The following is a 14,217-nucleotide window of genomic DNA, read 5'->3' on the forward strand; positions in this document are numbered from 1 at the left end:
AAGAGGAGGGTTATTCATGGCTAAAGTTCTTATGAAAGGAAATGAAGCTATAGGGGCAGCTGCTATAGAAGCAGGTTGTAAATATTTTTTTGGCTATCCTATAACACCTCAAAGTGAGCTTCCTGAATATATGGCAAGAGAATTGCCAAAGATAGGTGGGGTGTTTTTACAAGCAGAGAGTGAAATTGCTGCTATTAACATGGTTTATGGGGCAGCTGGATCTGGTGTAAGGGTTATGACTTCTTCATCTAGTCCAGGAATATCGCTTAAACAAGAGGGTATTTCATATTTAGCAGGAGCAGAATTACCTTGTGTAATAGTTAATATAATGAGAGGTGGGCCAGGATTAGGAGGTATCCAACCATCTCAAACAGATTACTTCCAGGCAACAAGAGGTGGAGGAAATGGTGACTATAGATTAGTGGTATTAGCACCAGCAAATGTACAGGAATTAGTTGATTTAATCATAGAAGGTTTTGATATAGCCGACCAATATAGAAATCCTGTTATGATATTGGGAGATGGAATGATTGGTCAAATGATGGAACCTATAGAATTTAAGGAACCAAAGAAAAGAGAACTGCCTTCAAAAGATTGGGCTACAGTAGGTACAGGAGGTAAGAGAGAACCAAATATAATAAACTCATTATATCTATCAGCAGAAGTTTTAGAAGGGCATAATAAGCATTTGCAAGCAAAATATAATACTATAAAAGAAAATGAGGTTAAAGTAGAATCCTATAATATAGAAGATGCTGATGTTGTTATTTCTGCTTATGGAACTACATCTAGAATAGCAAAAACAGCAATATCCCAGCTTGAAAAAGAAGGCTACAAAGTAGGACTTATAAGACCTATAACTCTATGGCCTTTCCCTTATGAAGAATTTGAAAAAATTAATAAAGATTGTAAAGGTATTTTAACTGTAGAAATGAATACTGGACAAATGATAGATGATATTGAAATAGCTGTGAAAGGTAAGTATCCAGTATATTTCCATGGAAGAACTGGTGGAATGGTTCCAACACCTGATGAAATTATAGATAAAGTTAAGAAAATCTATGGAGGTGAAATATAATGACAGTAGTATTTGAAAAAACTAGAGGATTAACAGATAAGCCTACTCATTATTGTCCAGGATGTACTCATGGTATAGTCCATAGATTGGTAGCTGAATCCTTAGAAGAGTTAGGAGTTTTAGATGAGGCAATAGGAGTTGCTCCAGTAGGTTGTTCAGTACTTGCCTATGAGTATTTCAATTGTGATATGCATGAAGCAGCTCATGGTAGAGCACCTGCAGTTGCTACTGGAATAAAGAGAGTTCGACCTGAGAATTTTGTATTTACTTATCAAGGTGATGGGGACCTAGCATCTATTGGTACAGCTGAAATAGTTCATGCCGCTCATAGAGGGGAAAAAATTTCAACTATATTTATAAATAATGCAATATATGGTATGACAGGGGGACAAATGGCTCCAACAACTTTAGTTGGACAAAAAGCTACAACTGCTCCTTATGGTAGAGATGAAGCCCATGCTGGTAGGCCAATAAGAATGGCAGAATTATTAGCTACAATTCACGGAGCTAAATTTGTTGAAAGAGTTTCTGTCCATAATCCAGCTAATGTTAGAAAAGCTAAAAAAGCTATTAAGAAATGTTTTCAAGTACAATTAGAAGGAAAAGGTTTTGGAATTGTAGAAGTATTATCTACATGTCCAACTAACTGGGGATATACTCCAGAAGAAGGTCTTAAATGGCTAGAAGAAAATATGATTCCTTATTATCCTTTAGGAAACTTTAGAACTCCTGAGGAGGTGGAATAGATGGAAGAACGTATTATTATTGCAGGATTTGGTGGACAGGGTGTTATGGCAATGGGGCAACTTTTAACCTATGCAGGAATGATTGAAGATAAAAAGGTTTCCTGGTTACCATCCTATGGACCCGAAATGCGTGGAGGAACTGCTAACTGTAGTGTTATTATATCATCAGAAGATGTTGGTTCTCCAGTAGTTATAGATTCAAATACTGCTATTGCTATGAATAAGCCATCTCTTGATAAATTTGAAGATTCTGTTGTAAAGGGCGGGAAGCTGTTTATAAACTCATCATTAATTGGTGAAAAATCTAAAAGAGATGATATAGAAGTATACTATATTCCTGCTAATGATATCGCAGATGAATTAGGTAATATTAGAGTGGCAAATATGGTTATGCTAGGGGCATATTTAGAGGTATCAAAAGTAGTAGAAACAGATTCAGTTTTGAAAGCCTTTACAAAAGTATTTGGAGAAGATAAAAAACATCTTCTTCCGATAAATGAAGAAGCTATTAAAAAAGGTTCTTTAGCGGTAAAAGAACAACTTGGGGCTACAGTTTAAAAGTTAAAAGCGTGAATAGATTAATAAATTAGTAATTTTAAAAAGTTTAAAGGCTGTACTCTTGTGTTTTGTTAAGAGTACAGCTTTTACTATTGCATAATTATAGATAATTTGATATAATATTTTTGGGTATATTACGCTCGTTAATAATTTTCTTGCCTTATTAGGAAACGTTACCATATACTACATATTTTTTACTTTTTAGTATCAAACATTTCGAGTAGTACAGATTATCTTAATTTATTAATATTATTACAAACAAATTAATCCAGATATATAATACCATAAAGACTTTATTAATATTTTTGCCTGCAATAACAAAAATTTTAAACTCTTAAATAGCAATATAAACTGTTAATTTTTAACAGTTTATAATTTAGCGCTGAATTCTTACTTTTAAGAAACGGGTGATCCAATTCTTTAAGGCGAATCCTTTTAGATAGAGCTAGCCTTCAGCTCTAACCAAATAATCAATTCCGTAAGCGTAAAAAGGGGCTTAGTATTTCTGTTTATTAGACTATGAAAAATTAGAAATAAGACCCTATAATTTTTTTACATTTTTTAAGGAAATCTTTATATATTGTATTTTATGAAAAATATTTATAGGAAGGGACTGGTACTATTATGAAGAAAGTTTATTTGGCTTTTACTATAGGCAATGATCCTCATACAGAAGGATTATTTAAATCAAGTCATATTGGTAAACTTGCTGATATTGATTGCCATGTATTGGAACCAGGAAAAACAATAGATGGGTTAGCAGAAGCCATAAAGTTTTATGAACCTAATTATATTGGTATAAGTTATAGACTTACTCCTGAAATTGGAGTGAAGGAATTTACTCGTACGTTATATGAGCTAAAAGAATTAGGACTCTTATTTAGACAGGATGGTGAAATGAGAAAAATTGCACTGGCAGGACTTCCTAAAACGATTGAAATGTTAGAGGGAATGAAAGATACACTACCTTGTAAAGTGTATTTAGTTCCACCTGAAACCAACCCATTAGTAAAGGCCGCTGCAAGTTTAGATTATTTTGAAGTTTATCATGATAGAAGGGAAGAGATTTTATTACAGCTTAAGGAAGAATTATTTCCTTATAGGATTAAAGAATTGGATCAGCTAGCAAAGGAAGTAATTGCAGATGAAAAATATCGTTTTGAGCCACCATTAAATATACCATCTGACAAGGGAAAAATTTCTCTTACACATAGGCATAAAGAAGCAAAAAGACCATTAATACGTACACATTTTGGAATCCCTTCAAATTCAATCTATCCTACAGTAGAAGGGATAAAAATTTTAGCTAGTGCAAAAGTTGTGGATGAAATTTCTTTAGGCTCTTCTGATTTGTCCCAAAGATATTTTGGGAAACCAGAAGAATTTAAAAGGAGAAAAAATGATGGAGGGGTACCATATAAGGGCTATAATGATTTAGTAAGTCTTTTTAAAGCAACTAGACAGGGAAATTATCCATCTATAAAGCCCTATGCTCATGTGTCTGATATATTAAATTTTATTGATATTTGTGTAAAAGCAGGAATGCTAATTGGGGCACACCAGGCTATTCCACTGTTTTGGTTTAATGAATTAGATGGAAGAGGTCCGTTATCCGTCAGTGAGTCTATTGAGGAACATATTTTGGCTGTTAAAAAGCTTGCAAAATTAGGCATACCAGTTGAGATGAATGATCCTAATCAATGGTCATCTAGATATGCCCATGACGCCTTAATAGTAACAGATTATGCTTTAATAACTGCAGTTATGGTCGCATCTGGAGTAAAGGATAGAATATATCAGTTTCAGTTTAATAAACCTGCTGAAACAGGAGATTTGGCAGATATTGCAAAGATGTCTGCAGCTATTGAAATTTCAAATAAGATATTAGGTAAATTTTCATCAAGAATGTGGAAGGAAACTCGTACAGGAATTGAACATTTAAGTCCAGATATGGAGACAGCGCGTTACCAATTGGCAAGATCTACATTATTACAAATGTGCATCGAACCACAAATAATTCACCTTGTAAGTTATTGCGAAGCAAACCACGCAGCGACACCGGAGGATATTATTGAAAGTTCACAAATAGTTCGTAGAGCTATAAGGGTATTTGAGGAAAACAAGCCAGATTTAGTTAAGTATATTTATGATCCTGCGGTTTTAAATAGAAAAGTACATCTAATTAATGAAGCGTCATTTTTGTTAAAAGAAATAGCAAAACTTAATCCTTTATTTAAGGAGGATGATTTATCGACGTTAGCTCCTTATTTAGCGGATAGCAAGACTTTGACTAATGCTATAAGGAAAGGATATATGGCTGCACCTGGTATAATGCATCCAGATTATAGGCAAGAGAAATTACATACAAAAGCTATGAAGTATGGATTTATAGATGCTGTAGACTTTAAAAATGATAAAATCTTATCAGAAAAAAACAGGTTACATCGATTAGTGAAGTTTTAGCTGAATTAAGAGAAAATCTATTGTGTTATTTTATAATTAAATTAATGAGGGGGATGATTTGGTTATGAAGTTAGGTATTTATGGGGTTAGCACTCAGGGGGGGAAAGCATTTTTAGCAGATTTTCTTATAAAAGGATATGATGTATACGGATATGCTAGACCATCACAACATGGTTTAGAATTTATTAATGAAGTACAAAGTAAAAAAGGAATTATGTTAGAAAGGCCCAAAGATATTACTGAAGAAAAAAGTCGTTTTCTTAAGCTAAATAATAGTAAAGTTGGATGTGATTTAAATGAGTTAGTAGAACACTCAGATATTATAGTTATTTCACATCCTTCACAGTATATTGTAGAAACTGTTGCTAATCTTAAAGAAGCAGGAATTATAAAGAAAAGAACTCCCTTAATTTTAGGCTGTAGCAGAACTCTTGCAACACCCTATGTTTGGAATATATTAGGGGGAAATTATCCTGTTATTTGTTTTTCGACTTTGCCCTATTCAGCTAAATCACCATACCCTGGAATTGTATATATAAAAAGGAGAAAAAGAAATTGGATGGCTTCCGTAGAAGGTGAGTTTAAGGATGAAGATATTGATTTAATTGAAACAATCTTCCCACAAGTTCTATACAATAATATTCCTGCTAGTACATCTTTAGGGAACATCGGTGCAGTTTTCCACGCAGCGCCTTATATATTAAATTATGAAGATATAAAAGAAAGTGAAAAAAGAGGGGAGGCTTATTCTTTCTATATGCAAGGTATAGCTGCAAGGAGTGATGTAGGAGAATGTATAGAAGGGATTGATCAAACTAGACTCCATATTGCTAGCTACCTAGATTTATCAGTTTTTGATTCTTCTATTCCTTCTAGGGAGGTTAGATGGAAAGAAATAATGAATCATATGAGAATGGCTGAATTAGAACATATGGACAATATTAATGAACTAAGGGTTTTGAGACATGATTATTTAAAGGAAGTTAATAATGCTATTTTATCAGCACAACATTGGCTAGATGTAACCTATGGTGTTAGGAGAATAGAAGGAGAATCAATTTGTTCTGCAATAAAACGTACTCCTACATACCAAAAAATGTCTGTGCCTCAAAAAAGGTATGTTGAAGAAGATATACCAACAGGACTTGTACCTTTAGAAGCCTTAGCAAAAAGGTTTAATATTAGACATGATGAAATAACATATATTATTGATCTTTATGATGAAAAATTTAATATTGATTCTAGGGCAATTGGAAGAAATCTTAAACAGATTGAAACTAAGTTTTTAATTAAGTATTTAAAAGGAGATTTATTTGGAAGTTATGATTATGCTATTTAATTAGTAACAAAATAATGAAGGTATATTATTAAAGTCAGCGAAAAGGCGTTTATAAATTAGACGCCTTTTTTATTTATGAATATTTCCTCGGAAATAATGAGGGAAAACCTATAGAAAACATAGAATTATGTAGTTTTAGATAAAAATTTCCTGTATAAACTAGAATTATTGTTATTATTTTTATTCTGTAACTTTCACTATATTAGCGTGTATAATACTTTTAATTTCGACAAAATAAAGGTTATTGTTCATTTAATTTTAGGTTTTGAGTATTGCTTTTTTATGATCTGGATATTATACCAATAAATTTATTTACAATTTCTATAATATAATTTTATAGTTCATTTTTCCATGTAGGGAAAGATAGATCTTACTATTTATTATTGTAATTTCAGTTGAAAACTAGCATGTAAATATTTTATACAAGACATAAAATATTGTATTTTCTATTATAGGTTTAAAGATGGTAATATATAGTGTATAATTATGTTAAATAATAGAAAGAGAAAAGAAGCATTATAAAGTGAGGACAGTTTACATCTATAATAAATTCTCCATTCCACTCCTATATCTGCTATACCGGAAATGGAGTGCATTTGGTGTCCTTATGAAAAGGCAACTGTAGAAGTGTGGAATCAAAATAGAGATCCTAAATATGTTTTAAAAATTAGAAAGAGATATAAGGGAAAAATATATAATATTAAATACTAGAATTTTGGAGTGATACTATGGTAATAAATATACCATTATATGTAGAGTTTGTATTAAATAGATTAGAGGAAAATGGATATGAAGCTTTTATTGTTGGTGGATGTGTTAGGGATGCTCTACTTGGAGAAGAACCTAATGATTTTGACGTGACTACTAATGCTTTGCCAGAAGAGATAGAAAAGGTTTTTAGAGACAAAACTACTATTAATGTAGGGAAGCAATTTGGTACTATAGTCGTACATTTAAATGAAGGGGATGTGGAAGTTACAACTTATAGAAGTGAAGGAGACTATGTAGATGGAAGAAGACCAGAATGGATTAAATTTTTGTCTTCAATAGAAAAAGATTTATCTAGACGAGATTTTACAATAAATGCAATAGCTTATAACAATAGAACTGGTTTTATAGATCCTTTTAATGGAATTGAAGACTTAAAAAATAAAAGATTGATCACTGTTGGTAATCCTGTAGATAGGTTTTCTGAGGACTATTTAAGAATCATGCGAGTAGTACGTTTTGCCTGTAAATTAAATTTTGGTATAGAAGATAAAACTTATACTGCAGGTAAAAAATTAAGCAAGAATATTTCAAAGGTTAGCGTTGAAAGAATTAGACAAGAATTTTTTAAAATATTACTGTGTGAAAAACCTTCTATAGGAATTAAATTAATGGAAGAACTTGAATTATTAGAATTTATTTTACCAGAACTAATTCCAACTATTGGATTTGAACAACATAATCCCCATCATGATAAAGATGTATATAATCACATTTTATGTGTTGTTGATTATTCACCTTCTATATTATCGGTAAGATTGGCAGCATTACTTCATGATATTGGCAAACCTTTAACCTTTACATTAGATGATGATGGAATAGGACATTTTTATGGGCATGATAGATTAAGTGTTGAAATTGGAGAGAAAGTATTAAAAAGATTTAAATGCTCTAATGCTTTCACTGAAGAGGTTTTAATACTGGTAAAGGAGCATATGAATAAATATGGTAATTTCTCAGATAAAGGAGTAAAACGATTAATTAAAAGGGTAGGAGAGAAAAATATTTTCAATTTATTTGATTTACAAAAAGCTGATAGGAAGTGTTCTAGTTCGGAGGCCTCTATCGAGAATATACTGGAATTAGAGGGGAGGGTAAAAAAGGCTCTTGAAGAAAACGAAGCTTTTGATATAAAGCATTTAAAGATTGATGGAAATGATATTATAAATTTAGGGTATTCAGAAGGAAAAATTATTGGTGACATTTTAGGGTTTTTATTAGATATTGTAATTGAAGATCCTTCTAAAAATAGTAAAAAAGTTTTGGAAGAAATAGTATTGATGGAATACCCATTTTTAGAATAAAGAAATTAAACATTGTGTAGTAGAAACTGATATGCTATTATAATAGCATATAATTATCAGGAGGTTGAAAAAATGGGAGAATTATTTGGAACTGATGGTATTAGAGGTATTGCAAATGAATATTTAACCCCAGAACTAGCATATAAAGTTGGAAGAGCAGGTGCCTATGTACTATCAAATGATAAAAAAGGAACTATTGTTGTAGGTAGGGATACTAGAAAGTCTGGAGATATGTTAGAGGCGGCTTTAGTAGCGGGGATTTGTTCCACAGGATTAGATGTTATTTCAGTAGGCATAATTCCTACACCAGCTGTAGCTTATTTAACAAGAAAGCATAATGCTTTAGCTGGTATTGTAATTTCTGCATCTCATAATCCTATAGAATATAATGGTATTAAATTTTTTAATGAAGATGGGTTTAAGCTTAATGATGATATAGAAGAAGAAATTGAAAATTACATATTAAATGATATAGAAATCCCTTTAAGGCCTATTGGTGAAGATATAGGTAATAAAGTAACCTTTGAAGATGGAGAAATTGAATATATTAATTTTCTAAAAGAAACAATCAGCTTAGATTTTGCCGGTGTAAAAGTAGCAATGGATTGTGGGAATGGAGCTGCTTCTAATGTAGCACCTAAAATATTTGAAGATTTAAATGCAGAAATAAAAGTAATAAATAATGAACCAAATGGTGTAAATATAAATGTAAATTGTGGTTCCACTAATCCTACTATGGTACAAGAATTGGTATTAAACATGGGAGCAGATATAGGCATTGCTTTTGATGGAGATGCTGATAGATTAATAGCAGTTGATGATAAAGGGGAAACAATGGATGGAGACCATATATTAGCTATATGTGCTACCCAATTACAAGGGGAAGGAAAATTAAATAAAGACACAGTAGTTGGTACTGTTATGACTAATATAGGCTTAGATAATTATTTAAAAAAGAATAAAATGAATATAGTTAAAACTAAAGTTGGAGATAGATATGTTATTGAAGAAATGTATAAGAATGGCTATGTGCTGGGAGGAGAACAATCAGGGCATATTATATTTTTAGAGCACAATACAACAGGTGATGGTCTTTTAACAGCATTACAATTAACATCAATTATGAAGAAAACAGGTAAAAAGATGTCTGAATTAAATAGTCTAATGACTAGTTTGCCACAAGTTTTAAAAAATGCAAAAGTAAAGGAAGAACTTAAATATGAGTATTTAGAAGATGAAGTTATAAAAGAAGAAATAGAAAAGTTAGAAGAAATATTTCATGGGGAAGGTAGAGTAGTAATAAGGCCTTCAGGGACTGAACCATTAGTAAGAGTAATGATAGAAGGAAAAGATATTAAACAAATTTCTGATATGGCAGAAGAATTAGCTGATTTAATAGAGGAAAGACTAGGTGATAATTAAAAATTTATTAGGGTATATAAAAACCGTGATACAATATTGTGTCACGGTTTTTATAAAAAATTTTAGACATAGGTCCTAAGTCCAAAAAACATGGAAAATATTTAAGAACCTTGATTTGTTTCTTTACTAATGATTTAATAGTAAAGGTGAAAGGGGGTGACAATATGAACAAGAAGACACCATATTTGGTGTTAATTCTTTTAATTACCACATTGGTCTTTGGATCTGTATCAGAAGCAGCATCTAATAGGTTGTTGAAGATGGGTAGCAGAGGAGCAGATGTAAAAGAACTTCAGCAAAGGCTAAACAGCTTAGGGTACAATAGCGGTAAAGCCGATGGTATCTTTGGTAGCCGTACTCAAAATGCAGTTAAGGCTTTTCAAAGAAAGTATAAACTGGTAGTAGATGGTATTGTAGGAAATAACACGAGAAACAAGTTGTATTCTAATAGTACTAAACCATCTGAAGGTAGTACAAGCAGTAACAGTAATGGTGCACCTATAACTCAAACCTTGAGAAAAGGTAGTAAAGGTTCCCAGGTAATTACATTGCAAAAACGTTTAAATCAATTAGGATACAACGCTGGTAAGGTAGATGGAAGTTTTGGTCCTGCTACTTATAATGCAGTTGTAGCATTTCAAAGGGCCAATAGTTTAGCAGTAGATGGTATAGTTGGTAAGAATACAATAAATAAACTGTACTCAAAACCAATATCAAAACCAGCACCACCTACTAATAGTACCCCTATAACACAAACCTTGAGGAGAGGTAGTAAAGGATCTCAAGTATCCGAATTACAAAAACGTTTGAATGAATTAGGCTACAATGCAGGTAAGGTAGATGGAAGTTTTGGTCCTGCTACATATAATGCAGTTGTAGCTTTTCAAAAGGCCAATGGCTTGACGGTAGACGGTATAGTTGGTAAGAATACAATAAATAAACTGTACTCCCAATCAACACCAAAACCTACGCCACCACCTGTAAATAGGGTACCTATAACACAAACCTTGAGAAGGGGTAGTAGAGGTCCACAAGTAGTTGAACTACAAAGACGTTTAAATGAGTTAGGATACAACGCTGGTAAGGTAGATGGAATCTTTGGCCCAGCTACTTATAATGCGGTTGTAGCATTTCAACGTGCAAAGGGCTTAGCAGTGGATGGTATAGTTGGTAAAAATACAATAAACAAACTATATCCACAAAACAAGGAACCTGATACCGATGATTATATACCCTATGAAGTTAAAGCCGGCTCATTAAAAGGCAAAACTGTTATAATTGATGCAGGTCATGGTGGAAATGATCCAGGAGCATCTGGTAGTGGATATAAAGAAAAAGATTTTACCCTAGATATGGCTAAAAGACTTGAACGAATGCTTAAAAAAGCTGGAGCAGAAGTTATAATGACTCGTACAAGTGATGTTGCTCGTACTTTACAATATCGTGCAAATGTAGCTAATATAAAAGTTATAGATGAAGAAATTAAAAGGGTAGAAGAAGAAATTGCAAAGTTAGAAAATAATATTAAAGCTGCTAATACGAAAAATGAAACATTAAGAACTACACAAAATTCTCTAATGCAAACTAAGGAAGAAATTGAAGGAAATGAAATAGAAATAGCTAAGTTAAATTCAGAACTAAGTGAATTAAAAGAAAATATTAAATTAACAGAAGAAAAAATACAAGAAGAAAAATATGCAAATGTAAATCCAGAAGAAACTAATGGGGAAGTAGAAAAAGTAGAAGATATAGAAGAAACAGAAGATATAAAAGATGTAGAAGAAACCGATAAAACGAAAGAAGTAGAAGAAATAGAAGAAACAGAAGAAACAGAAGAAATAGAAGAAACAGAAGAAACAGAAGAGGAAATAGAAAATGAAAATGAAGAAGTAAAAAATGTAGAAGAAACTGAAAAAATAGACGAAACAAAAGAACTTGAACAAAATGAACTAGAAGAATTAAAAGCAGAAGCAAAAAATATTGAAGAAAAAATAAATGAACTAACTAATGAAAATGATGAAAAATTAAAAGAAAAAGAAGAAATAGGACAAAATATAGTAATATTAAATAGCGAAGAAACTGGATTAAAAGCTTTAGAAACTAAAGAAACAAAACTTAGAAATGAATTAGCAGAACTTAAAACACTAAGGAATAATGTGAACGAGTATACAGGTGGAAGTAGGTTAACGCCTGCTAATGAAAACTTAGTTAAAATATTTGATAAAGCAAAAAGTTATGACGATATAATATTCATTTCGATACACAATAACTCAACTATGGCTAGTAGCCAAACTAGTGCATCAGGAATTAGGGTATATTATCGTCCAACAATTATATCAGATAATAACGGACAACCTAGCAAAGTATATTATAATGGATATAATGATGATGGTAGAAGACTATTTGCTCAAATGCTAAATCAGGAGATGCAATCTAAAAGTAAATTTTCCAAAAAAACTTCAACTTTATACGGTAATAGTGATTTAGCAGTACTTCGAGAACAAAACTTAGTTAGTGCATTAGTAGAAGTAGGATTTATGAACAATCCAAATGATGTATCATTGCTTAAAAAGCAACAAACTAGAGAAGATATGGCAGCTGGAATGTATAATGGAATAGGCAGATTTTTTGCCACTCTAGAATAGATAAAAAAACCCTATAGACATGTCTATAGGGTTTTTTTATGAGTCAATGAAGCTTGAGTCACTGGGAGCGGTTTTTACTAACTCAAACAATCAGCCAGTAAAGATCATACCTGTTGATTCACTATCTACTCAGTGGAGAGTTATGGAATAGTATGTCGGATCTAATTATTTTTTGTTATACTTGTTAAAAGTTAATTAGATATGCTATAATAGATATAGTAAATTTAGAATGTGTAGCTACCTATTAAAATGAAGGATAGGTTGAAAGCATAACACTTCGATTTTTCAGAAGACTTTCAATAAATCGAATCATTTAAATACTTTTATATCTGAGCTTATAATGTATTATATTGTCATTATATAAAATGTTTTGACAGCTTAATCTGTGGGTGGTATAATACATTAAAATAAAAAAATATATATAAGGGTTAGTTTAATACTGGTGATAACGCTTGTGTTAGGAATAATTGTAATATGCTATGGTAATAAGTATATGGGCCATGCCAACGAAATAAGAGGAAAAATAGGACAAGTTACTGGCAATCCAGTAAAAAGTAAGGATGGATTAAACAATATTATAATTTTAGGAATTTAAGAGGTAAAAGGCAATTTATGTCTTTGGCTAATAAGTATGTAAAGATATTTATAGTAAATGGAAAAGTTAGCGAATAAAGAGCTTCCATATCCATATGTCTATATGAGAGATACTTGGAATATAGTAAATAATAGAGCAAAGAACTTTGAAATGTCAATATTTATAGACCTGACTCATCCAGGAATATTAATAGAAATGGAATTGGATAATAGATTATTTTTGTGGTGGACTATTTAAATAGGTTAAAATACAAAATAAACCCGGTAAGTGCGTATTCGCCGGGTTTGTGTTGTATAAACATATACTTTATAACATTAAAGGAATATATTTAAGGAGGGAAAACATGGGCAAATATATTGTAAGAAGGATTCTTCATTTAATTCCTGTAGTTTTAATAATTTCAATATTACTATTTTCAATCATTAAACTAGCACCAGGAGATCCAGTAGGATCTAACCTTGATCCAAGAGCAACAGCAGAACAAAGGGCAGAAGAAAGGGCAAGACTAGGTTTAGATAAGCCTATACCCGTTCAATATTGGGAGTGGCTACAACGTTCACTTAGAGGTGACTTTGGTAATTCCTATACTTACAAAAGACCAGTAAAGGATATAGTTCCTAAATTCATTTGGAACACTTTTTTACTAAACGTAGTGGTGTATTTATTTGCATTTTTGATTTCACTACCGGTAGGTATTATATGTGCAGTCAAGCAGTATTCTAGGACGGATAACTTTTGGACAGTGTTCTCCATAATTGGGATATCCATGCCGACGTTCTTCTTTGGACTATTATTAATTTATGTTTTTGCAGTAAAATTAAATTGGTTACCAATAAATGGAATGGTTACAGCAGGAAAGAATGCTACAGGTATAGCTAGAGTTAAAGACATACTATACCATATGATTTTACCAGGAATAGTATTGATTATTGGTAGTATGGCTAGTTATGTAAGGTATACAAGGACTAGTATGTTAGAGGTTATTAATCAAGATTATATAAGGACTGCTAGGTCAAAAGGATTATCAGAGAAAGTCGTTATATATAAACATGCTTTTAGAAATGCTTTAATTCCTATAATTACTATTGTAGGATTTACTATACCATCACTTTTCTCAGGGGCTGTTATATTAGAAACAGTTTTTGTGTGGCCTGGTATAGGTAATGTACTAATGGAAGGAATAAATATGAGGGACTACAATTTGGTTATGGCATTAAACATGTTCTTTGCACTTTTAACCCTTCTTGGGAACTTGCTAGCTGATGTTGGTTATGCTTTAGTAGACCCAAGAGTAAAAGT

11 protein-coding genes and 1 riboswitch are annotated in these 14,217 nt (G+C 31.8%); all 11 genes read left to right on the top strand.

The window, feature by feature from the left end; translation table 11 throughout:
• Positions 1-16 precede the first annotated feature (16 nt).
• Positions 17-1,078: a 3-methyl-2-oxobutanoate dehydrogenase subunit VorB gene (locus VK071_05820; GenBank protein HLR34831.1), complete on the top strand. Its 1,062-nt coding sequence runs from the start codon at positions 17-19 to the stop codon at positions 1,076-1,078.
• Positions 1,078-1,824 (top strand): thiamine pyrophosphate-dependent enzyme, encoded by a 747-nt coding sequence (locus VK071_05825; GenBank protein ID HLR34832.1) that lies wholly within the window; start codon positions 1,078-1,080, stop codon positions 1,822-1,824. The genes VK071_05820 and VK071_05825 overlap by 1 nt, the downstream gene beginning before the upstream one ends.
• The gene (locus VK071_05830) at positions 1,825-2,382 is read left to right on the top strand and encodes a 2-oxoacid:acceptor oxidoreductase family protein (GenBank protein HLR34833.1); all 558 of its coding nucleotides are present in this window, start codon (positions 1,825-1,827) and stop codon (positions 2,380-2,382) included. It begins immediately after the preceding gene.
• Between the two features lie 370 nt (positions 2,383-2,752).
• A riboswitch (cyclic di-AMP (ydaO/yuaA leader) is annotated at positions 2,753-2,881 on the top strand.
• Positions 2,882-3,006: 125 nt separating this feature from the next.
• Positions 3,007-4,845, top strand: coding sequence for a hypothetical protein (locus VK071_05835; GenBank protein ID HLR34834.1), 1,839 nt, complete (start codon positions 3,007-3,009; stop codon positions 4,843-4,845).
• 64 nt (positions 4,846-4,909) lie between these two features.
• Complete coding sequence (locus tag VK071_05840; GenBank protein HLR34835.1) at positions 4,910-6,184, top strand: NAD/NADP octopine/nopaline dehydrogenase family protein; 1,275 nt, start codon at positions 4,910-4,912, stop codon at positions 6,182-6,184.
• Positions 6,185-6,912: 728 nt separating this feature from the next.
• A complete protein-coding gene (locus VK071_05845; GenBank protein HLR34836.1) occupies positions 6,913-8,256 on the top strand; it encodes an HD domain-containing protein in 1,344 nt (447 codons plus the stop codon).
• Between the two features lie 72 nt (positions 8,257-8,328).
• Positions 8,329-9,678 (top strand): phosphoglucosamine mutase, encoded by a 1,350-nt coding sequence (gene glmM, locus VK071_05850; GenBank protein ID HLR34837.1) that lies wholly within the window; start codon positions 8,329-8,331, stop codon positions 9,676-9,678.
• A gap of 164 nt (positions 9,679-9,842) precedes the next feature.
• Complete coding sequence (locus tag VK071_05855; protein ID HLR34838.1) at positions 9,843-12,323, top strand: peptidoglycan-binding protein; 2,481 nt, start codon at positions 9,843-9,845, stop codon at positions 12,321-12,323.
• A 454-nt stretch (positions 12,324-12,777) separates the two neighbouring features.
• Positions 12,778-12,918: a hypothetical protein gene (locus VK071_05860; protein ID HLR34839.1), complete on the top strand. Its 141-nt coding sequence runs from the start codon at positions 12,778-12,780 to the stop codon at positions 12,916-12,918.
• A gap of 57 nt (positions 12,919-12,975) precedes the next feature.
• Positions 12,976-13,155 carry a hypothetical protein gene (locus tag VK071_05865; protein ID HLR34840.1) on the top strand — a complete coding sequence of 60 codons (180 nt, stop codon included), beginning with the start codon at positions 12,976-12,978 and terminating at the stop codon, positions 13,153-13,155.
• A 106-nt stretch (positions 13,156-13,261) separates the two neighbouring features.
• The coding region (locus tag VK071_05870) for an ABC transporter permease (protein ID HLR34841.1) at positions 13,262-14,217 on the top strand (956 nt) is incomplete at its 3' end.

It is taken from the genome of Tissierellales bacterium, assembly GCA_035301805.1.
Taxonomy (GTDB): Bacteria; Bacillota; Clostridia; order Tissierellales; family DATGTQ01; genus DATGTQ01.